Origin of the sequence: Brevibacillus fluminis, from assembly GCF_003710825.1 — a bacterium.
GTDB classification, from domain to species: Bacteria; Bacillota; Bacilli; order Brevibacillales; family Brevibacillaceae; genus Brevibacillus_D; species Brevibacillus_D fluminis.
This window is the reverse complement of record NZ_RHHQ01000004.1, coordinates 445,581-466,536: the sequence shown is the minus strand read 5'-3', so window position 1 is coordinate 466,536 and position 20,956 is coordinate 445,581. Positions and strand designations below refer to the sequence as shown.

Sequence of the window (20,956 nt, the reverse complement as noted above, 5' to 3'; positions counted from 1 at the left end):
AAGCAAGCATGCCAAAAACATATCAGCTGTTTATTGATGGGAAATGGGTCGACGCCGTATCAGGCAAAACATTCGAATCGTTCAATCCGGCTACCGGGGAAGTTAATGCCGTTGTCGCCGAAGCCGGAGGGGAAGATGTCGATCGGGCGGTGAAGGCCGCGCGCAAAGCGTTTGAGTCCGGAGCATGGGCGCAGATGTCGCCAAGCGACCGAGGTCGGCTGCTCTATCGCGCCGCACAGCTCATGTGGGAGAAGAAGGATTACCTCGCCGAGGTCGAATCAAGAGACAACGGCCTGCCCATCAATGAAACGAAATACATCGCGATGCCTGCAACGATCGACGTGTTGGAGTTTTATGCCGGTCTTGCGAACAAGGTGCAGGGCGATACGTTGTCGTCGCCGGCAAACCGTTTCAACTATACGTTGCGCGAGCCGCTTGGCGTGGTTGCAGCGATCGTGCCGTGGAATTTCCCGCTGATGTTGGCCATGTGGAAGCTGGCTCCGGCGCTGGCTGCCGGTAATACGATCGTCATCAAGCCGGCCGAGCAAACACCGATCAGCATGTTGGAGCTTGTCCAACTGTTTCAGGAAGCTGGCATCCCCGATGGCGTGATCAATGTCGTGCCTGGATTCGGGGCAATCGCCGGCGATGCGCTCACGTCCCATCCCGATGTCGACAAAATCGCCTTTACCGGCTCTACATCGACCGGCCGCTTGATCATGCAAGCCGCGAGCAAAAACCTCAAGCCGGTATCGCTTGAGTTGGGCGGCAAGTCGCCGAATATTGTTTTTGCCGATGCGGATCTGGAAGATGCGGTAAACGGCTCGCTGTTCGGCATTTATTTTGCGCAAGGGCAGGTTTGTGCCGCAGGCTCCCGTTTGTTCGTCCAAGAAAAGATTTACGATCGGTTTCTAGAGGCGTTCCGCCAAAAAGCGCAGTCACTGCGCATTGGCAATCCGCTTGATCCGACGACACAGATGGGGCCGCAAGTTTCGCTCGCGCAGCTGTCACGAATTGAGCATTATGTGGCGAGCGGACTTGAGCAAGGGGCAGAATTGGTATTGGGCGGTGAGCGCAACAAAGAGGCAGGTGCAGGCTACTTTTTCACTCCGACGATTTTTGCCAATGTCACCAATGACATGACGATCGCGCGGGAAGAGATTTTTGGCCCCGTCATTTCGATGATCCGCTTTACCGATGAGGAGGATGCGCTCCGCCAGGCGAACGATACGGTTTACGGTCTTGCCTCCGGAGTCTGGACCAATGACCTGAAGCGCGCCCACCGCATGGCTCGCGGCCTGAAGGCAGGGACCGTTTATGTCAATACGTACAGCATGCTGGACAGCGCGGTACCGTTTGGCGGCACGAAGCAGAGCGGGTTCGGGCGCGAATTGGGCATGCAAGCGATGGAGTTGTATACGCATTCGAAGAGCGTATGGATCGATTTGGGGAAAGAAGCATTGAATTGGTACGGCGTCTAGTAAAACAAATTAGAAACAAAAATAAAAAAATGAAGAGCTTTTACGGTCCCTTCATTTTGTATAGTAGGTTATTACCGATATTTAAGAAATGGCAGGACGTTCGTCTGAACCAAATCCCACCTGCGGAATATATAGTAATACGGTATATTTCTGAGTTGGCACTGAGCGCCATGAAAGTGGCTTAGTGTCTTTTTTTTGTTTGTTTTCATGGTTGGAAGGACTCCTTCATGTAATTTCTCTCTAAACGACTTAAGGAACATGAATGGTTTTGATATGTTCGAGATTCCAATAGATCCATTCCCCATTGCCCTTTACGAGATCAATGATGTTTGAATCCACTTGTTGAAGCAGACCGACTTTATTCGGGTGTTCGCCCAAGTCAAATACAACGATGCTTCCTACGAATCTTTTGCACTGCTGCTCAAACGTACGGGATAAGGGGACTGATGCAGGTTTGACAGGGAAAGACTGTTGGTCTAATGAATAAGGTGCTGCGCTCTGCGTATAAGGGATTATCCATTTGACATGGTTCAGTGAAATATACAGATTTTTGTACACGGGTGAGTAGAAGGTAAAATAGTCATTCATGATGCTATTTACATAACCATGGATCGATTGATTCCCAGTTACATAGATTTCCACGAATCGGCCGCGAGCGTGCTCCAACGTTTTTCGATAAGAAATACTTTCTGTTTGTGAATCGAACGGTACTTGAGAAGTAGGGCTCTCAATTTGCTCACCGAATGACGTTTTCTGTTGAAAGTGCTGCACATGGACAATTGGGATATACAGATATCGGTACCCATCGTAAAGGACGATCAGATCCAGCCCAGCATCGATCAGTATTCCGGTATGGTGATTTTTCCCCGAAACCACCACTTCCAGTTGTTTTCCAATAAGTGTACGCAAGTCTTTCATTTGAATCCTCCCACTATCATGATCATTTCAACTAAAAAATCCAAGAAACCCAATACGCCAAAATAACTAGCGTAAACATGACGGTAATTGGAATGACGACCGAGGTTACTTTCAAATATTCACCCCAGGTGATTTTCACTTTGTTTTTCTTGAGGATATGCATCCACATCAGGGTGGCTAAGGTTCCAATCGGTAAAAGCAGGGAGCCTACATCGCTACCAATAACGCTTGCAAGATACGAGATTTTCAGTGTGAGCGGATCAAGGCCCATACTGGTCAGCGTAATGGTTCCCACCATCAATGCCGGATGATTGTTGAATAGGTTCGAGAGGATCGAAACCAAAACGCCCATCATGACACTCGCATGAAGCAATCCTCCTGAAGCGATCGGTTGGAGGAAATTGATGAGCCATTGCGTTAACCCGATATTGTGCAACCCGTAAATAATCACGTACATACTGAAGGCAAAAACAAGGATATACCAAGGTGTTTTCTTCACCATATCAGTAGGCGGAATGCGCAAGCGATACCAACGCCATCCCAGAAGGACGAGCGATCCGAAAACAGCAGCTAGTGCCACGGGAATTTGGAAATAGGAAGCGACAAAAAGACCCACGCGAACGGCAAAGACAAAGATCAAGATATTTCGCATGAATTTTCCGCGATTCTCCACGGTAATCTCTAAAGGTGCTCCTTTTAGCGGGTGATGTTGTTTATCAGGGGAATAGTTCCATAACCCTGCCATCGTGGTAGGTATCGTACGTGGTAAGATCCGATAGAAATTGGCAAACAGAAGCGCTACAAGGAGAATTAGCCCAAGTGTAGCAGGGATGAACATCATCGCGGTATGCATATATAGATCCATGTGAACGATTTTTAAAGCGATCAAATTCACGATGTTGCTCACGCCGATCGGGGCGCTTGACGCGGTCGCAATTAATGCTCCCGATAGGAGAAAGGGTATTTTTTGATGATTTTTCAAACCGAGGTGATGGAGTACCATGATAAGGATTGGCGTGGTTATCAAGATACTGCCGTCGTTATTCACAAACAGCGTCATCAGAAAACAAAACAGGTTAACGAGCCAGAAAAGACGAAATCCTGACCCTTTTGCTTTTTCAACCAGCTTTTCAGCCGCCCACTGAAAGAATCCAAAGCTTTCCAACACAATGGCCATGACAATCGTAGCCATGATGGTAATCGCAGCTCCGCCTATGGTTTCCGTGATGACCCCCAAATCAGATAAGGTAACACTTCCACTTAATAAAACCAAGACAGCGCCAACGGTTGCAGGGATTGCCTCGTTAACTTGAGGCCGCCAGAAGATGAAAGCAATGGTGCAAAGGAAGGACAGGATGGTTAGCGGAATCATTAATTCGGACATCCATGAAACACTCTCCTTAATTTGAATTCATGAAACCATCTTCATCGTTCGATCATGCAAAATTTCATAGTCTAGTATCCCTCCCTTTCATTTATCTCTGATGCTCTTTCATGTTGTATACATACGTATCTGACAAGCAGCATGAACTAAACTACTGCCTGAATTTCTAGTAAATCCACTCCTATTAATACACGATAAACGTCTTGTAGAGACACGAATCTAGCGAGTCAGTAATCTATCCTTTTTCCTTTTTTACGACAAAAAATCCCCCGATTATGGTGGGAACAAACGGGGGCGAAAACAGTATTTGGTTACAACCTATTCAAGGAGTTTACATAATAGTGAGACTCGGCAGTTACCTCAAATCCGATCGACTGTTCAACAGAGAAAGTAATTTTAGAGGATAAGAGTGATAGAGCGCATGCTGCTTTCCGGATTTTTTGGTAAACCCGACACAAAGCGTGGTACACTACGTTTGGCCAATGAAAAAAAAAGGAGTGTGCACATCATGGAAAAAGTAATGTTTATTGAAATCGGCATGGGGATCGATCTCCATGGACAAAACGTGACCAAAGCGGCGGTTCGTGCGGTGCAAAATGCGATTCATCACAACTCCATGCCCGGTCTGCGTTCTGTTTTGCCAGAAAACAATATCCACAACATGAAAGTGAATGTACGTTTGGCAGTCCCAGCCGATCAGGACAAGCTCGATCTGGAGACGGTTAGGGCGGAATTGCCATATGGCGAGGTAAGCTTTGAGGTCGTGGAGGGCGGCATGCTGACGAGCAGTGGTGTCGTTCTGGCAGACAAAGAGGATCGAAATGATCTCGCCTACATCGTGATCGCTTCGGTGGAAGTCGGCTATTAAGTTTTTCTTTGCAAATCCATAAAACGACATATAATGGTAATTAACAATCATTCGGAGGTGTTTTGGCATGTTAGTACTCATCAAATCTGCCCAAAGCGAAATGAGCAAGGAAAATAACTCTGGCAGAGCGATGCGCGCGTAGGTGTACGAAAGAAAGCAGCAAAAGGGCAATACTGGCGTGTAAACCATACGCAGCGCATCTTCTGCCGTAAAAGGTGGAACCTGCTGTATGCAATCACGCGCGTCGCAAGTTTATATAACGATGATGTTTATGATGTCCCTCGCCAACGCTACGATGTTTACGACCTATGCCGTCTATTTCATCACGACGCTCGGTCTAAACCCGTTTCAGCTGTTGATTGTGGGGACGGTATTGGAAATAACGGCATTTATGTTTGAAGGGATTACAGGCGTTGTGGCTGATACATACAGCCGCAGACGTTCAGTGATTATCGGAATGTTCGTTCTTGGAATCGGCTTCGTGCTAGGAGGCAATGTGCAATGGCTCGCACAAGGGAGTCTGTTGATACCAATGTTCGCTTGGCTGTTGTTCAGTGAATTCGTCAAAGGTGTGGGCTACACGTTTTTAAGTGGTGCGAACACCGCCTGGATCGTCGATGAAGTGGGGGAGGACACGGTCGGGGCGCTGTTCTTGCGCACCAAACGCTTTTCGCTGCTCGGGACTTTGATTGGAATCGCGGCAAGCGTTGGGCTGTATTCGTTCGCTTCTAACCTGCCTTATATGATTGGCGGCTTCCTCTATCTCGGGTTAGGTTTCTTCCTTATCCTGTTTATGAAGGAGACGAATTTCGTACGTCCGGAACGAACGGGAGACACGTCCCATTTCCATGAGATGAAAACAACGTGGCTTTCCGGTGCGAAAGTGATCCGGCGCCAACCGGTGCTTTTGGCGATTCTCGTCGTGACCATCTTCAGCGGAGCGGCGTCCGAAGGCTACGACCGATTGTGGGAAGCGCATGTAATTGCGGATATCGGTTTTCCCGCTGACATCCCGCTTTCGATGGCGATCTGGTTTGGGATAATCTCGGTTTTATCTACGTTTGTCAGCCTTATTGCGGTGCAGCTTGCCGAAAAACGGTTGGATATGAGCAAGGAGCGTGTGGTCCTTGTCGGGATGTTCGTCCTAACGGGCTTGCGAATCGTTGGATTGGTGGTGTTTGCGTTCTCGCCCACCTTTGTCTGGGCGCTGTGCGCACTGCTCGCGATCGGTGTGATCAAGTCGTTGGAAGAGCCGATGTACGATACGTGGCTCAACATGAACATTGAAAGCAACGTGCGCGCTACGGTCCTGTCGATGATGAGCCAATCGAATGCGCTCGGTCAAAGCGGGGGTGGCCCGCTTGTCGGTTGGGTCGGTAATCGACTGTCTGTCAGGGCTTCCTTGGTGGTTGCGGCTGCGCTGCTGTCACCGATCTTACTTGTTTTCGGCCGCGTGCTGAGGAAGAAAAAATAACATGACAACGAGGCGCTGCTTGCGGGCAGCGCCTTATGCTTGCTATGTGGCAGTATACAAGAGAGAAAAACCTCACCATATCATGGTGAGGTCCAAAGAATTAATTGACTTCAGGAACGTCTTCAATCTCGATAGTCAGAGGAGTGGAATCCAATTGTTTACCGGGCTTCGCTTTGTTTCCGGAAGCATCCGTCAACGAAACATAGCTTGCATTTGAAGTAATAATGATTGAAGTGTTTGCCCATATCTTCGCTATTGTAGTAGGATCCTGTATTGTTACGGTCACTACGTTATGATCTATGCTGAATTCATCATTGTTCGTAAATGAGAAAGCTTCCGAACTATTATCCAACGTAAAATCATTATACAAATCAGCTACATTACCAGATACTTGTTCGGACAAAGTAATCTTAATTTTGTCTCCTATATCTACAACACCGACTGTTCCATTGTCGATAAATTCGGCATTCGTTATTACCGGTGCTGCCAAATCTGTTGCCTGTACACGAATACCATCGTAAGAAACATTATTTATATCTTTGATCGTAGCGCCTGATTTTTGTGTCACTCTTGGTTCAAAATCAGTTCCTGGACGAGGAATGACTTTGATCGTGATGTAGTTACGCTCACCATCTCGATATAAAGTTTCACCTGGAATTCTGCCGCCTTTATCGGTTGCGCGAATGGACTCAACGGTAAATCCTTCAACCGTAAAAGAATCTGATTGCACAGTAAGCGGATCAAGATTCGCTGAGAATTTCAAACGAATGGTTTCAGCTTCCCCATCTTGCGGGCTAACGCCATCTTTGCCATCGAGCATTACGATTTCAAGTAAGTTAGCCGGCTGATAATCGCTATTCTCGTCTTATACCTTCTCTATCTATCGGTTTTATAACGAGCCTACACCGTGCGGGCGCCTTTCAACGCACACGGCGTTCCATCAACTGTAAAATCTCAATCCTCCTCATATAAAAAGTGCCTTATTTCCCCAGATCAATATAACATTCACCCACTGAACAAATACTGAACAAATGATTGTAAGTGGAAGTTACCAACTACCAACCGCCTTTCTGGTCGAGTCGACGATCGCTAGTGCGTGTTGTCGATCAAAAAACTGGCAACACTACCCTTATGCATGAAAGGGGGTAGGCGAATGGACACAAAGGACCCGTCACGTGCAGCCGTAGGTAGATGAAAAAGTGGCTGCTGCTTGCCGGCTACCTGATCATTTTGTTGGCAGCGTTTGGGAACCTCAACAAGATTACAGCCTGGCTCAAAACCGGAGATGTGCATTTGTTGCCCTACATGTTTGTGGCAGCGATCTTTTTGGGGCTGTTCCCGGTTTTTCCCTACGGCGTTTTTGCCGGGATGATGGGAGCGAAATACGGTGCTGCCATGGGGGCGCTGATCAATTGGACGGGCGGATTCGGTTCGGCGGTGCTCTTGTTTCTCTTTGTACGCTATGGCTATCAGAAATCCGGTCAAAAAATGCTTGCGCGATACCCGAAAGTGGACGAATTCACGGATTTGTTTGAAGCGAATGCTTTTTTGGCCATTTTGTTTGCGAGGTTGATTCCGGTTGTGCCTTCGCCGGTAGTGACCATTTATTCCGCGATTAGCAGCGTGCGGACAGTATCATTCACCATAGCGACTGCACTCGGCAAAATTCCGACGATCCTTTTGTTTACGTTTGTGGGCGATCAGTTATTTCACAACCTATATCTCACAATCGTAACGCTTGTATCGTATGGATGCTTTGTCGGAATCGTGTACATCATTTACAGGCGCTGGCAAGCACGACACCAAAAAAAATCCCTCCTGTGAAGCATCAGGCTTTTACGGCCTGCGTGCTTGCAAAGGAGGGTTTTTTCATACAGATAAGAATTTAAAATTCTTATCCAGTATAAGTGCAACCGCGACTCCGCCAAAAAGGGCGTAGCCAGGTTTTCTAATTCGTAAAGCTTACAGCGATTTGCGGTAGATCGCGAGCACATCATCGCGGTTCAACACTTTGAAATGGCCAAACGGTCCATAGACCATCGCTTTGTCTGCCATCAGCTCCAGATTCTCTTCACCGATCCCGTAATCAGCTAGGCGGCTAGGGGCACCGATGGACGTCCAGAAGGTGCGGAGGGCACGGATACCTTCCAGCGCGACATCGCGGTCGGTTTTTCCAGTAGCATCGATGCCGAAAACATTGATCGCCATTTGTTTGAAGCGATCTACGCCTTCATCGAGAACATGCTCCATCCAATTCGGGAACAAGATCGCCAGCCCGCCTCCGTGCGGAATGTCGTACACGGCACTAACCGCATGCTCGATGTTGTGTGTGGCCCAGTCGCCTTGGATGCCCATGGCAAGCGTGCCGTTAAGCGCCATTGTTCCGCTGTAGAGAATTGTTTCACGGGACTGATAATCTTCCAGGTTCGCCACCAATTTCGGTGCGGTAGCGATCACGGTGCGGAGGATCGTCTCGCAGAAGCCGTCCTGAACGAGCGAATTCCCTGTGTGGTTGAAATATTGCTCGAATACGTGTGACATGATGTCGACCATACCGTAAATCGTCTGGTCGCGCGGCACCGAGAAGGTGAATGTCGGATCGAGGATGGAGAATTTCGGGAACACCAACGGGCTGCCCCAGCCGTATTTTTCTTTCGTCTCCCAGTTGGTGATGACGCTGCCGGAGTTCATCTCCGACCCGGTTGCAGCCAAGGTCAGCACCGTGCCAAATGGCAGTGCATCCTCTACAGTACGCTTGCGGGTGATGACATCCCACATATTGCCATCCAGCTTGGCCGCTGCCGCAATTGCCTTGACGCAGTCGATAACGCTGCCGCCGCCGACCGCGAGAATGAACGTGATGCCTTCTTTTTTGCAAAGCTCGGCACCTTTATTGACGGTGCTGAGGCGCGGATTCGGTTCCACGCCGCTCAATTCGAATACGTTTGCCTGCAGGTTATGTAACTGCTCGATGACTTGGTTATAAAGCCCATTTTTCTTGATGCTGCCGCCGCCATAGACGAGCAGAACCTTGCTGCCGCTTGGAATCTGGGTCGCCAAGTTCTCAAGCGATCCTTTGCCAAAAAAGAGGCGGGTTGGATTGTGGTACGCAAAAGTGTTCATCATGTCCCTCCAGTTTCATTCCAGTTCCAAATGCGATCAGGAAAATTGTCATGCACCATTATTATAGCAAAGAACCTCGCGCAACTTCCAAAGCCGAAGTGTCGTGCATACACTTTTCCAGTCGTGTGAAAACGGACAAGAGAGCAATCGCATCAGCGCAAGTGCCAAAGTGACAGGTTGCGGTAGGCGATGAAAATGCCGATCGACATAATCGCTGCGCCGAGAAAAACATAGGACGCGTGGAACAACTCGGCGACCCAGCCGGAGCCGAAAATCGTGAACACCATCCCGAGCTTGAAAATGCTGCCCGTGATGCCACTGATCCGCCCGATCATGCCGGATGGCGTGCTCTCCTGACGGAAGGTCCAAATGCAGACGCTGGACATCGTGCCAAACAATCCTTCCAAAAGCAGTGACAGCATCATGACCCATACGTTTGGAGCAAAAAACATCACCAAATAAGCGAGCGCATCACCCAATATTGTCAAGCCTAGCAGCCTGCCGGTCTGAAAGCGTTGCCTCGCGTGCCCAACGAGTACGCTTCCGAGCAGGCCGCCAAGTCCTGCTGCTGACAACGCAAGCCCAAGCACGGAATTGTCCAGCTTTAGTGTATCTTTGGCGAAAAAGATGACCATCGCATCGTACATGCCGGAGGTGGAATTGAGGAAAATGACCAAAATCGTGATCAGCCACAAGGGGCGGTTAGACAGCAGCACACGCCAGCCGTCGCGCAAGTCCTGCCAAAAGCTGCTGTCACGAGCAGTTTTCCGCTCCTCCTCCGCCTTCAGGAAAGACGTGCTCCCGATAGCCAGCAAAAAACTCAAGGCTGTGAGCAACAGGCCGTCATACAAATTGGCCAAGAGCAAAATAAAGCCGGAGATGGCAGGCCCCATGATCCCAATCAGCGTGGTGGTGAAGGAGAATTTCGCATTGGCGGAGATGAGCAGTTGGGTCGGCAGTACCTGCTTGACGATGCTTACTTTGGCATTGCCGTAAGCATAGTAAAGCGTCATCAAGACAAAACCGGCTATATAAAAATGATAGATGCTGGCATGCCCGAAACGAGCAAGGGCGTAGAGGCCGATCAAAACGAGCATCTGGATCGTGACAGTGAGCTGGATCCAGCGCTTTTTGTTCACCCGGTCCACAAAAACGCCGATAAACATGGCGAAAAGCAGATTCGGTAAAAATTCAATCGCGCGCATCGTGCCCATCGTCGCAGCGGAATGGGTTTTTTCAAACAGGATGAGCGGCAGTGCTAGCTCATAGACCTTGCTCCCGAATTCGATGATGATTCCCGTGACAAACAAGATCAGAAAATTGCGGTTTCGCCATATGGATGGGGCTACTTCCGCATTCGTTTGCGTCGTGATGTGTAGCTGAGACATGATTTTCCCTCCCTTGTGAATCATTATAAATAGTTAAAGAGGAAGAAAAAGTGTAATATAGATATAAAATAATTTCCCCTTTTAAATAAGAGAGGTATTCGATGCAAATCGCTCGACATTACTTGAATCTACATACGCATCTGACCGATGACGACAGGCACTCCCCGCATGAGGTGACGCTGGAGGAAATCGCAGCGGTCTGCGCATGCACCATCCGCAACGCAAAGCTCTTAGTCAAGCATATGTGCGAACTCGACTGGATCAGCTGGATTCCAGGCCGGGGACGCGGTAATCGTTCGTCGATCGCATTCAAAATAGTTCGAGAGGACATCATTTTGCTGATTGCCAAGGAACTTGGGGAAAAAGGAGAATTCCAAACCGCCTTTGCACTCTTGGAGGAAAACGGTATCGAAGGGCCGCCGATGGAGTCATTTTTGGACTGGGTTTACAAGCGCCTCGGCTATCAGGTGGAGATGCGCGACAGCAGGCAGCTGGAGACGCTGTGCTTCCCGTTTTATCGGCCGATCCCGAGGCTTGATCCGCTGTATGTGACGCGGCGAACGGAAGCGCATATGGTGAAGCAGCTTTTTGATACCATGGTCGTTTTTGATCTGGAGACGAAGACGATCAAACCGCATCTTGCCCATTATTGGGAACGAAATGAGGAAGGAACCGTCTGGACCTTTTATTTGCGAAAAGGCGTCTTGTTTCATAACAAGCAGACTTTGACCGCGCATGACGTGAAAGCGACGCTGGAACGGGTGCGGAAGCTGGCAGACGACATTCCGTATTTTCGCCTGTTCGCGTCATTTACGCGAATCGAGGTGAAGAAAGACACGGTGATTGAAGTGGAACTGGCGACACCGAGCTTTCTGTTCCTGCACTTCCTCAGTTCGACCGCCGCCTCTATCATTCCCCGAGACGCGCTGACAAACGGGGAGGAGGCATTCAGCCGTATGCCGATCGGAAGCGGGCCCTTTTCACTGGCGCGCAACGATGACGTTTTGTTTCGCCTGGAGGCGTTTCCCTCCTATTTTTGCGGAAGGCCGCATCTGGACCGCGTCGACCTATGGATCATCCCGGAGCTGAAAGATCGGGTGGTGCCAGAGCTTGGTGGCCTGCCGATCCGCTATTTTCCGTTTCAGGCGGAAAAAGAGTGGGGCGAAGCGGAATGGCTTGACCACGATCAAATCGAGACCGGCTCGCTGTTCATCACTTTTAACGTAAAGAAGGACAGCGTAGTCCAGCATCCTGCTTTTCGCCAGGCGATCGACTTGATGCTCGATCGTGGAAAAATGATCAAGGAGTTAAAAGGTAAGCGCCTTTGCCCCGCCTATGGGATGATTCCCCAATTCGCGGAAGAGGTGGAGCGAGAGCCGATTCGCCCGCAAGCGACGGCGAAAGAAATCCATACCTTGCTTTTACAAAGCGGATATAAGGGAGAGCCGCTGCGGATATATGCGTACCAGCCGGAATCGGAAAACGAGATCGATGTACGCTGGGTGGCAGCCGAATGCCAGAGATACGGCGTGCAACTGGAAGTTAGCGTGTTTGCGATTGAAGAGCTACAAACGAAACAACGGATTCAGGAAGCGGATATGATCCTGACCGGCGAAGTGTACGATGATAATCTCGAAATCTCGTTAATTGAAACGCTGCAGCGGACAATCAGTTTTTTGCGCGGCCATTTGGACGAATCGTCTGCCGCTTACGTCGATGACAAGATCAAACAGCTGATCCAGGATCCGGCGGCATCGACACGCATGCAGCTGTTTCGGCAAATCGATCAGTATCTAAAAGCAAAGCGGGCAATCCTCTACCTCTACCATACGCGGCAAAGCTCATCCCACCACCATCTCCTGTCTGGTGTAACGATCAATTCATATGGATGGGCGGATTATCGGACACTGTGGTTCAAGGAACGCTAGCCGTGAATGCTGAAAAAGGGTAGAATACAATGTGCGCAGGCATGCCGCCAGATCCGGTAGCGCCTGCGTTTCGCTGTTTTGTAAGTTGGCTTTGGTGTAAAATATAGGGGTTGCCGAGAAAAAAGATGGACAAATATAAGCAAGGATTTATTTTTTTCGGCGATTCAATGCTGGTATAGTAGAAAAGGTTGTTTTGTTTTCGTACAGATAAGAATTTAAAACAATTCTTATCCAGTATAAGTGCAACTAAGGCTCCGCCAAAAGATTGGCGTAGCCAAGTTTTCTAAAGGGTCATTCAAAGAAAATGAAAAGAAAGGAGGGGTATCATAAACATTCATGCGTTTATGGAAGGAAGTCAAAAGCAACAAAAGTAGGTGAAAGCGATGCTAGAAGAACAGGAAAAAGAACGGCGCTCCGACATCGGGAAGCGTTTAAATATATTGTATCTCATTGTGTTCGTCATGTTTTCTGCGGTCATCCTGCGGTTGGCAGATCTGCAAATTTTGCAAGGCGCCAACTATGCCGCACAAGCGAAAACTGAGCATTACAAGCAGACGCCGATATCGGCGATCCGCGGCAACATCTACGACAGGGCTGGGCACACCATCGTGAGCAACCGCGCCTCGTTTACAGCCGTTTACAATGAGCAAGACAATATGAAAAGCGATGATTATTTGGCGTTGGTCACCAAGCTGGAGAAAGTGTTGGGGGGGACGGACAAAGCGACGCTGCTGAAAAAAATGGACGTCGGCTATGAGCTAAAGGACGGCAAAATGGAGCGCGTGATGCGCCAGTCCCCCAAATTCATGGAAAAAGACTTGAAATACGATTTGTCGGAGACTGAGATCGCCTATTTGGGCGAGCATCGCAGTGAGTTGCCGGGGATTGATGTAGTGACGAAATCGATCCGCGTCTACGATCCGAATCAAGTGGCCGTGCAATCCATTGGTTATGTCCGGCCCTACCATGTAGCGGAAAACTTGGCATCCGATTTTTACGTGAGCCAAAAGGACCACTATTTGCCGGATCAGATGGTCGGGCTTGACGGCGTGGAGCGCTCCTATGAAGAGCAGCTGCGCGGCGAAAACGGCTATCGCCAGTATGAAGTCACCTCTGATCAGAAAGTGATCCGCATGGTGAAAGAGAAGCCGCCAACCAAAGGAAACGACCTGTATTTGACCATCGATGACCGCGTTCAGCTGGGCGTGCGCGATTTCATCAAAGACTTCATGCCAAAGCTACGTTCGAGTGTGGATAAAGCAACCTATGCCAAAGGGGCGTACGCGGTGGCGATCGAAGTGAAGACGGGCAAAATCGTCGCAGCCGTCAGCTATCCCGAGTATGATCCGAACGTATGGCTGAAAGGATTGGACAGCGACACGTACAACCAGATCAAGTATGCCGTGACGAACGGAACGATCAAAGACGCACCGTATGACGTTCGGCCGAAAACAGGTGCGGCGGCAGAAGCGGAAGGGTACAAGCATCCGCAATCCGTCGTGCCGGCAGGTTCGGTCGTCAAGCCGATCACGGTTTTGATGGGGATCGCCGAGGGGATCATCGGCCCGCATGACGTTTGGACTGACCCAGGCGCCTACAAATATGGACGCGGAACAGACGAAATCCATAATGACCAGCATCACAATTACGGCGTTCTGACACCGCAAAAAGCGCTGCAGAAGTCTTCCAACACCTATATGGCACGGATCGGGGACGGGATTTCCAAGAAATTTGGCAAAGATTCCGCAAGCAAACTGCAGGAGTATTACCATGAATTCGGGCTCGGCACACAAACCGGTGTCGATCTGCCTGGCGAGAGCAGCGGGAAAGAAGACTTTCTGCAAATGGATAAAGAATATGGCCCGCTCGCATCGATGGTGCAGTCCTCTTTCGGCCAGCAAATTCGTGTAACCGCCATGCAGCTTGCCCAATATGCGGCGACGCTCGCCAACAAAGGCGTCCGTTTGCAGCCGCAAATCGTGGACCATATCGTGAATGACAAGGGTGAGGTCGTGCAAGCGTTCCAGCCGAAAGTGGTGAACACCGTGAAAATGCCGGACCTGTATTGGGACATCGTCCACGAAGGGATGTATTTGGTTACTCAGCCAGGCGGTTCCGCGATCAGCGCGTTCGCCGGTTCGAAATACAAGATTGCAGCGAAAACCGGTACATCCGAGCAGGACATCTACACACCGACTGAATACGTGGATAGCAAGACAGGTGAAAAGAAAACAAAATGGCAACGCTATGCGCGCGTGACCAACGGGGTGCTGGTTTCCTTCGCTCCGCTGGAAAATCCGAAGCTGGCCGTGGCCGTTATCGTGCCGGAAGGCGGATACGGCGGTCGTTCTGCTGCCAACATCGCACGTGGCATCTTTGACATTTACGACAAGTATATCGGACTGGGACCGACCGACAAACCGGCGGATCAGCAACCGAAGTGATGCAAAAGGAGAAGCTTCCCGATCAAGGTCGGGAAGCTTCTTTATGTAGGAACGAGAAGATCGTTGAGAAAGTAAAAAACATATTATACCGAAATCAAATCTACGAATCTCTCAATTGTCTCAATAACAGAAGAGGAGAGACGATAAATAGCGAAGATAGGCACTTTCACGCTTAATCCAGGAATATCGATTATTCGAAGTGAGCGCAACTCAAGTTCCTCTTCAATAAAAGACTTTGGCAAGAACCCTAAACCTAAATCCGATTCAACTAATCTTTTTTGAGCCGTAAGACTTTCTGCTTCAATCAATGCCCCTTTGCTAATGTTATGAATGATTAATAAAGAATCTAATAATTTACTTACTGTTTCATCCGACTGACTGCCTGCCGGAAAGGTCACCCAGTTCATACTACTTGAGATATCGTGAATGGAACAAGAAGTTGGTACAAGCTTTGAATGAAAAGAGGAAACAACGACAAATTGTTCGGTAGCAACCTTAATTTGTTCAACGTTATGGGTATGATGATCCATGAAATATCTGAAACCCACATCAATGAGTCCATTTTCGATCAGGTTACTTATTTGTTCATTTTGTGAAATTCGCAAATTGAGTACAATGTTAGGATTTAATTCGGTGAATTCCTGGATCCTTTTTGCAAAATATTTCGAGGACATTGCCTCCGCCATCCCAATGGTAAAAGAACTGGGGTGGTTATTTGCCACTTTTGCCTCACGAATCGCCTCATTTAAGTCGGATAAGAGTAACAAACATCTTGTGTAAAACACTTGGCCAGAAGGAGTCAGCTTAACTTTTTGACCTACTCGTTCAAATATTTGACACCCTATTTCTTTTTCTATGCGTTGGATTCTTACGCTGACCGCCGGTTGAGTTACGAATAAATGCTTTGAAGCGGCACTCATCGTTCCAAGCTGTGCCACAGCTACGAATGTTCGGATATCTGTTAGTTCCATGATAGATCCCCATAAATATGATTTATATCGTTTATAAAAACAACTGTTTTGAAATATAGAACCACCCTATTTTATAATGAGGCCAGATAAACTCTGAAAGGAGGGAATTGATTTTTAGCTCTTTAATCTATTTTCAGTCGAAATTGATGTTAGTAGGATCTAAGGAATAAAGAAGAGATGCTTTATATGCCTCAATTTCCAAAAAGCTCACTGCCCCCAATAAAGACTCGTCATAATTTTTGCTCCAGAAAGCTTTTAAAATTTGACTTATTCCACTACTTTCGGCAATCCTATCCATTTGCGCCTTCATTAATCTTGAACCACAGAGGACAGCTACAAGGGAACAGTATTCGATTAACCATTGTTGCAACATAATCCATTCCATGTTGATTGCGTTGCTGAAAAGAATGGGATGGTTATCACTATCCACCATGTGCCGGTTATCTACCAACAGCTTAACTTTTCCTTTTGGTAGGGACATCACATTTAATTTTATAGTATCGACTATAGGATAGATCTCTGATAACTCAATTTTTCCGGTTACCTTCCAGGTGAACAACAACTTTTCTTCATCTTTAAAATAATGAAATTTACCGAATAAGCAGTTCATGTTGTCACCCCTATGTAATAGATCATTCCCACATTATAACACCATATCAGAGCTTGATGTTTTCAGGTTTTCAAGATCGGCTCAGACCTAATTCGTCTCGACAACATGTCAAACATCCTGGTTGTAATGGAAAATCCGTAATAAAGGTGATGGATGAATGATGATCGAGGAACTTTTGCTAAAAATAACAAATTTGAAGAAGGATCTCATTGATATCGCGAATTTGAAAGAGTCTTTTACAGATACAGAGGTGGTAAAAATCAGCCAGGAATTGGACGTGGTACTAAATCAATTCTGGAACACAAGAAAACAATAGGTATCCAGCAATCGGAGTGTAATGGGAGTTACGTTAATTACGAGGAGAATGACTACCTACATGAATAGTCTTGAACAAGCAATCTCACTAGGACCTGTACTGACAAAAATCTTTTGTGATGAAGACTTTATGGTGGCGGTTACGGACACTGAAAAGTACGTTTACTATTCACCATCAAAATCACTGAATGCTCCAATTACCATTGGGCAGCTTTTCCTGGATTACGACTTGTTTGGAACGATAAAAAAAACAAGGGATCGAGTGGAGCAGATTTCCCCACCAGAATATGGGCCGCCTTTTAAAGCAATCGGCTATCCATTGTTTGATGAAAATGGTGAATGGATCGGCTGTCTCGGATTTGGAATCAGTTTATATAAGGAGTATTTGCTGAAAGACATTATTGGGAAATTGGATCAGATAGCCAATACAATTGTAGACCAAACACACTCGATCACAGCGCATGCTGAACAACTTTCGGCTACAATTCACGAAATATCGGCTACCTCTAGCTTGAATTTGCAGAATACCGAAAACATGGATAGCGTTATTTCGTTTATCCATAACGTTGCACAACAATCGAATCTGCTTGGTCTGAATGCGGCTATTGAGGCTGCAAGAGCTGGCGAATATGGGAAAACCTTTTCGGTTGTTGCAACTGAAATACGAAAACTATCCAAACATTCTGATGAAGCTTCGCAGAAAATCGGTGTTTTTTTACATCAGATGAAAAGTTCCATTATAGGTATGAAAGACAGCATACATGATATTAGTCAATCTTCTAGTGAATTGGCTGTTCAATCAGAGTTATTTACGAAAATGACTGACGAATTGAATCAGTTGTGTGAAACCTTACATAGTTTTATTACGGATTTGTTAAAAGAGAAATCCTAACAAGCAAACCAAATTGTTTTCGCGCCCTTGAGAAGCATTTGTCTATGAATGCATGAAAAAGCGCGGATTCAAGCGATAACATTTCTGGGGGAGAAAAAATTATGGCCGCATTACCGCTGAACCATGAGCCAAAATCGAATGCTTGGACAGCAGAGTTTAACACAGAATGTATTGTTTTTGGACAATTTGGTATTCAAACAAAGAACGGGATGAATCCTACGGGATATATAGAACAATTCCTCAATGCTTTTCAAGCTCCCTATGGACCAGCGCATGTAGATCGAGCTGTTCACCAAGATATTGATGAATACGTAAACCATATCTTTTTGGTTTATTGGGACAATATGGAAGTGTTCGAGGAATGGAATTCGAGTTCATCTATTGAAAAATATTGGGGCGAAAGTGTAGAACCTGTACAAGATGTTGGGCTATGGAGAGAAATCGTAGTTATATCGAATGACCATATTGAGACGATCCATTCTGGTGAGAATCATGATAATGGAGTGTCGAATTTCTTACCGATAAAATATACAAAGGTTCATGAATATTGGGGTTCAATGAGGGATCGTATCCAAGCATCTACACATGATCGCTTCGACACTGCATATGATAAGAAAATCTTAGAACAAGCGTTTGGTGTGTCGTTAGGAAAAAGAATTCGTGTATATCCACCTGATAATATCTGTTTGATTCGAACAGCGCAAAATTGGGTTCAATGTAGCGATGAAGAAAGAAAAACGTATGTAGATTTAGTGGAACCTACACTGAAGGAAGGGTCTGAGTATATCAGGCAGAACCCTTCGGAAACAGGATGTTTATCATCAAAATTTGTATACGAAATCGCTTTAACCGGGGATTCTCTTGATAAGTCGTGCACAATCGCGTACTTTTTATCTTTAGCTCATTTAGAAGAATGGGCTAAGAGTCACCCATCTCATTTGAAAATTTATAAGACTTTTTTTGAAATGTTGAAGAAGCATAATTATGCAACTGAACTTGCTCTTTGGCATGAGGTGTCTGTTCTAAAGTCAGATCAAGTAATTTTTGAATATATGAATTGTCACTCGTCAACCGGGCTCTTAAAATTTGCTAATCTATTTGCTCAAAAGCCTTGAAGGGGACAGGGCTCGTTAGAATTTAATGACATGCTGGTTGAAACGGCTTGAAGGATGCTTTGGGGTGCAAGACACCATGTACAATCGGAAACAACTTATGACTAACGTGCTACGAACCATACAGCGTTACCGATCCGGACAAACAACAGTTATCTCACTTTAGGCTATTTCTACGAAATAGCCTATTCGATTTTAAGCCTCCAAGCTCAAAAATAACGCGTTATTTCCAATTTTTGAACGAATGGGTGAGATGGAATTGGATAAGGTAGAAAACGGTGAGCGGTTTTACGCAGAAGCGCACTTCCAAGTATTTAGTGAACAATTCAATGTGCTCATTGACCACATCACGGATGCAGTCGATGTTTTGGATTTGAGTGGAAATCTTATGAAAGTAAATCGTGCATTCGAGCACATGTATGGTTGGAAGGAGTCGGAGATCATTGGACATAAACTGCCGATTATTCCTCCCGATTACTTGAGGGAAGCAGAGTCCCTGCATGACAGAGCTAAGAATGGCAGCAAGGTTTCTGGGTATGAAACAATACGCATGAACAAAGATGGAACCCAGATTCATACGCTGTTGACAATCTCACCTCTAATCGACACGAAGGGAAACGTCAGTGGGTATATCGGTATCTCGCGAGACATCACGGAACAAAAAAAGGCAGTGAATGAGCTGACGTTCATTGATCAACTTACGAAACTTCCGAATCTCTCCTACTTTCGAGACTGTTCGCAAGCCGAGCTGAGCAAGATACAAGGTAGCAAAAACAAAGTGGCTCTCATCCTCGTCAATCTTGACAGATTCTCTTTGATCAATGATTCCTTTAGTCAGCTTACGGCAGATCTCTTGCTGCAGGAGGTAGCGAATCGATTGATGAGTTCGATCGGAGCAGATCATTTATTGGCCAGATTTGGTGCTGATGAGTTCGCCATATTGTGTTCAAATATCAGCCAAAAACGCGATATCATCCAGATTGTTCGTAACATCTTGCGTCAATTTCAGACCTGCTTCCACGTCGACGATCATGAGGCGGATATCACTGGCAGCATAGGGATAAGCGTTTATCCTCAAGACGGTCAAACGATTGATGCATTGTTCAAAAATGCAAAGGCTGCATTACTACAGGCCAAACGAGCAGGAGGAAACACCTATTGCTTCTACGATAAAAAGTATGAACCCCCCCGAGTGGATCGATATCAGCTTGCAAATGATTTAAAAAAGGCAGTTCACCGAGGAGAGTTGGAGGTGCATTATCAACCAATCGTAGAAGTGGAGAGAAACATCATTAGAGGGTTTGAGGCACTGATAAGATGGAAACACCATCGAATGGGGTGGATTTCACCTACGGAGTTTATCCCACTCGCTGAAGAGACCGGTTTAATCAACCAAATCGGTCTTTGGGTGATACAGAAAGCTTGCCATGATATGAAGAGATTACGACGATTGCATGGTAGCCCAAAAATGATTGCTGTAAACCTGTCTCCACTCCAATTGGAAAATAAGCAGCTACCCAAACAAATACGTGATATCCTCCGAGCTTCTGGGCTGGCAGCGAATCGCTTGGAACTCGAGATAACGGAAAGTGCCATTGCTCAAAACGTAGAAACAGCGATTGAAACGCTACAAGAACTGGTTAAGATGGGGGTCCAAATTTCGATTGACGATTTCGGGACGGGATATTCTTCTCTTAGTTATTTAAAACGATTGCCATTCCATAACCTAAAGATTGATAAATCATTTATTCAAAGTGGTAAGGTGGAAGATGAAGCCATCCTGAAGGCAGTCATCATGATCGCCCATCAATTACAAAAGAAAGTGGTTGCAGAGGGAGTAGAAACGTTCGATCAATTTGAGTTACTCAATCGCCTCCATTTCGATTATTTTCAAGGCTATCTGGTTTCAAAGCCGATACCAGTGGATCTACTTCCTCAATATTTAAACCAACAGGCCACGAAAATCACTGAAATCAAGATGCTGTAAAAGGCAATGTGAGAGCGGGATTCCTTTTAGGGCTAACGGGAGTCATCAGCGTAGCCAGTGG

The 20,956-nt window shown here is 46.8% G+C and carries 17 protein-coding genes; 10 read left to right on the top strand and 7 right to left on the bottom strand.

Features of this window, described 5'->3' with window-relative positions; translation table 11 throughout:
- Positions 1 to 8 precede the first annotated feature (8 nt).
- Positions 9 to 1,481 (top strand): aldehyde dehydrogenase family protein, encoded by a 1,473-nt coding sequence (locus EDM56_RS04535; RefSeq protein WP_122916686.1) that lies wholly within the window; start codon positions 9 to 11, stop codon positions 1,479 to 1,481.
- A gap of 249 nt (positions 1,482 to 1,730) precedes the next feature.
- Here the strand turns inward: EDM56_RS04535 and EDM56_RS04525 are convergent, their stop codons facing one another.
- Entirely contained in the window at positions 1,731 to 2,399 is a 669-nt protein-coding gene (locus tag EDM56_RS04525) for a DUF2642 domain-containing protein (RefSeq protein ID WP_122916684.1), read from the bottom strand.
- Between the two features lie 31 nt (positions 2,400 to 2,430).
- Positions 2,431 to 3,783: an arsenic transporter gene (locus EDM56_RS04520; protein WP_122916683.1), complete on the bottom strand. Its 1,353-nt coding sequence runs from the start codon at positions 3,781 to 3,783 to the stop codon at positions 2,431 to 2,433.
- Between the two features lie 508 nt (positions 3,784 to 4,291).
- Here EDM56_RS04520 and EDM56_RS04515 point away from each other — a divergent pair.
- Both EDM56_RS04515 and EDM56_RS04510 read left to right on the top strand, forming a co-directional pair.
- Positions 4,292 to 4,651: a Lin0512 family protein gene (locus EDM56_RS04515; RefSeq protein WP_122916727.1), complete on the top strand. Its 360-nt coding sequence runs from the start codon at positions 4,292 to 4,294 to the stop codon at positions 4,649 to 4,651.
- Between the two features lie 229 nt (positions 4,652 to 4,880).
- The gene (locus EDM56_RS04510) at positions 4,881 to 6,125 is read left to right on the top strand and encodes an MFS transporter (protein WP_122916682.1); all 1,245 of its coding nucleotides are present in this window, start codon (positions 4,881 to 4,883) and stop codon (positions 6,123 to 6,125) included.
- Between the two features lie 100 nt (positions 6,126 to 6,225).
- On the opposite strand, the gene EDM56_RS04505 is transcribed toward EDM56_RS04510, so the two are convergent.
- The gene (locus tag EDM56_RS04505; RefSeq protein ID WP_122916681.1) at positions 6,226 to 6,945 is read right to left on the bottom strand and encodes a hypothetical protein; all 720 of its coding nucleotides are present in this window, start codon (positions 6,943 to 6,945) and stop codon (positions 6,226 to 6,228) included.
- A 371-nt stretch (positions 6,946 to 7,316) separates the two neighbouring features.
- On the opposite strand from EDM56_RS04505, the gene EDM56_RS04500 reads away from it, so the two are divergent.
- Positions 7,317 to 7,949: a TVP38/TMEM64 family protein gene (locus EDM56_RS04500; protein WP_122916680.1), complete on the top strand. Its 633-nt coding sequence runs from the start codon at positions 7,317 to 7,319 to the stop codon at positions 7,947 to 7,949.
- A gap of 138 nt (positions 7,950 to 8,087) precedes the next feature.
- Here EDM56_RS04500 and EDM56_RS04495 read toward each other — a convergent pair whose 3' ends face one another.
- Both EDM56_RS04495 and EDM56_RS04490 read right to left on the bottom strand, forming a co-directional pair.
- Positions 8,088 to 9,248 (bottom strand): iron-containing alcohol dehydrogenase, encoded by a 1,161-nt coding sequence (locus EDM56_RS04495; RefSeq protein ID WP_122916679.1) that lies wholly within the window; start codon positions 9,246 to 9,248, stop codon positions 8,088 to 8,090.
- 152 nt (positions 9,249 to 9,400) lie between these two features.
- Entirely contained in the window at positions 9,401 to 10,636 is a 1,236-nt protein-coding gene (locus EDM56_RS04490) for an MFS transporter (RefSeq protein ID WP_122916678.1), read from the bottom strand.
- A 101-nt stretch (positions 10,637 to 10,737) separates the two neighbouring features.
- Between EDM56_RS04490 and EDM56_RS04485 the strand changes: the two genes are divergently transcribed.
- Together EDM56_RS04485 and EDM56_RS04480 are read left to right on the top strand one after the other, a co-directional pair.
- The gene (locus EDM56_RS04485; RefSeq protein WP_122916677.1) at positions 10,738 to 12,564 is read left to right on the top strand and encodes an SgrR family transcriptional regulator; all 1,827 of its coding nucleotides are present in this window, start codon (positions 10,738 to 10,740) and stop codon (positions 12,562 to 12,564) included.
- Positions 12,565 to 12,947: 383 nt separating this feature from the next.
- Complete coding sequence (locus EDM56_RS04480; RefSeq protein ID WP_122916676.1) at positions 12,948 to 15,008, top strand: peptidoglycan D,D-transpeptidase FtsI family protein; 2,061 nt, start codon at positions 12,948 to 12,950, stop codon at positions 15,006 to 15,008.
- A gap of 83 nt (positions 15,009 to 15,091) precedes the next feature.
- Here the strand turns inward: EDM56_RS04480 and EDM56_RS04475 are convergent, their stop codons facing one another.
- Together EDM56_RS04475 and EDM56_RS04470 are read right to left on the bottom strand one after the other, a co-directional pair.
- Positions 15,092 to 15,979: a LysR family transcriptional regulator gene (locus tag EDM56_RS04475; RefSeq protein WP_122916675.1), complete on the bottom strand. Its 888-nt coding sequence runs from the start codon at positions 15,977 to 15,979 to the stop codon at positions 15,092 to 15,094.
- A gap of 133 nt (positions 15,980 to 16,112) precedes the next feature.
- On the bottom strand, positions 16,113 to 16,589 hold the full coding sequence (locus EDM56_RS04470) for a hypothetical protein (RefSeq protein ID WP_122916674.1): 477 nt from the start codon (positions 16,587 to 16,589) through the stop codon (positions 16,113 to 16,115).
- Between the two features lie 157 nt (positions 16,590 to 16,746).
- Here EDM56_RS04470 and EDM56_RS04465 point away from each other — a divergent pair, with 157 nt between their 5' ends.
- The 4 genes from EDM56_RS04465 to EDM56_RS04450 all read left to right on the top strand — a co-directional run bounded on the left by EDM56_RS04465 (position 16,747) and on the right by EDM56_RS04450 (position 20,895).
- Positions 16,747 to 16,905 (top strand): aspartyl-phosphate phosphatase Spo0E family protein, encoded by a 159-nt coding sequence (locus EDM56_RS04465; RefSeq protein ID WP_122916673.1) that lies wholly within the window; start codon positions 16,747 to 16,749, stop codon positions 16,903 to 16,905.
- Positions 16,906 to 16,965: 60 nt separating this feature from the next.
- Positions 16,966 to 17,796: a methyl-accepting chemotaxis protein gene (locus EDM56_RS04460; protein ID WP_183192292.1), complete on the top strand. Its 831-nt coding sequence runs from the start codon at positions 16,966 to 16,968 to the stop codon at positions 17,794 to 17,796.
- A gap of 101 nt (positions 17,797 to 17,897) precedes the next feature.
- Positions 17,898 to 18,911 (top strand): phenylacetaldoxime dehydratase family protein, encoded by a 1,014-nt coding sequence (locus tag EDM56_RS04455; RefSeq protein ID WP_122916671.1) that lies wholly within the window; start codon positions 17,898 to 17,900, stop codon positions 18,909 to 18,911.
- Between the two features lie 256 nt (positions 18,912 to 19,167).
- Positions 19,168 to 20,895: a putative bifunctional diguanylate cyclase/phosphodiesterase gene (locus EDM56_RS04450; RefSeq protein WP_183192291.1), complete on the top strand. Its 1,728-nt coding sequence runs from the start codon at positions 19,168 to 19,170 to the stop codon at positions 20,893 to 20,895.
- The last annotated feature ends 61 nt before the right edge of the window (positions 20,896 to 20,956 follow it).

What these genes read in the sequence shown, in the direction of transcription:
- EDM56_RS04485 (WP_122916677.1), top strand. Translation starts at nt 10,738, where the DNA reads ATGCAAATCGCTCGACATTACTTGAATCTACATACGCATCTGACCGAT.
- EDM56_RS04525 (WP_122916684.1), bottom strand. Translation starts at nt 2,399, where the DNA reads ATGAAAGACTTGCGTACACTTATTGGAAAACAACTGGAAGTGGTGGTT.
- EDM56_RS04475 (WP_122916675.1), bottom strand. Translation starts at nt 15,979, where the DNA reads ATGGAACTAACAGATATCCGAACATTCGTAGCTGTGGCACAGCTTGGA.
- EDM56_RS04535 (WP_122916686.1), top strand. Translation starts at nt 9, where the DNA reads ATGCCAAAAACATATCAGCTGTTTATTGATGGGAAATGGGTCGACGCC.
- EDM56_RS04505 (WP_122916681.1), bottom strand. Translation starts at nt 6,945, where the DNA reads ATGCTCGATGGCAAAGATGGCGTTAGCCCGCAAGATGGGGAAGCTGAA.
- EDM56_RS04455 (WP_122916671.1), top strand. Translation starts at nt 17,898, where the DNA reads ATGGCCGCATTACCGCTGAACCATGAGCCAAAATCGAATGCTTGGACA.
- EDM56_RS04490 (WP_122916678.1), bottom strand. Translation starts at nt 10,636, where the DNA reads ATGTCTCAGCTACACATCACGACGCAAACGAATGCGGAAGTAGCCCCA.
- EDM56_RS04515 (WP_122916727.1), top strand. Translation starts at nt 4,292, where the DNA reads ATGGAAAAAGTAATGTTTATTGAAATCGGCATGGGGATCGATCTCCAT.
- EDM56_RS04495 (WP_122916679.1), bottom strand. Translation starts at nt 9,248, where the DNA reads ATGAACACTTTTGCGTACCACAATCCAACCCGCCTCTTTTTTGGCAAA.
- EDM56_RS04470 (WP_122916674.1), bottom strand. Translation starts at nt 16,589, where the DNA reads ATGAACTGCTTATTCGGTAAATTTCATTATTTTAAAGATGAAGAAAAG.
- EDM56_RS04500 (WP_122916680.1), top strand. Translation starts at nt 7,317, where the DNA reads ATGAAAAAGTGGCTGCTGCTTGCCGGCTACCTGATCATTTTGTTGGCA.
- EDM56_RS04460 (WP_183192292.1), top strand. Translation starts at nt 16,966, where the DNA reads ATGAATAGTCTTGAACAAGCAATCTCACTAGGACCTGTACTGACAAAA.
- EDM56_RS04520 (WP_122916683.1), bottom strand. Translation starts at nt 3,783, where the DNA reads ATGTCCGAATTAATGATTCCGCTAACCATCCTGTCCTTCCTTTGCACC.
- EDM56_RS04480 (WP_122916676.1), top strand. Translation starts at nt 12,948, where the DNA reads ATGCTAGAAGAACAGGAAAAAGAACGGCGCTCCGACATCGGGAAGCGT.
- EDM56_RS04465 (WP_122916673.1), top strand. Translation starts at nt 16,747, where the DNA reads ATGATGATCGAGGAACTTTTGCTAAAAATAACAAATTTGAAGAAGGAT.
- EDM56_RS04510 (WP_122916682.1), top strand. Translation starts at nt 4,881, where the DNA reads ATGCAATCACGCGCGTCGCAAGTTTATATAACGATGATGTTTATGATG.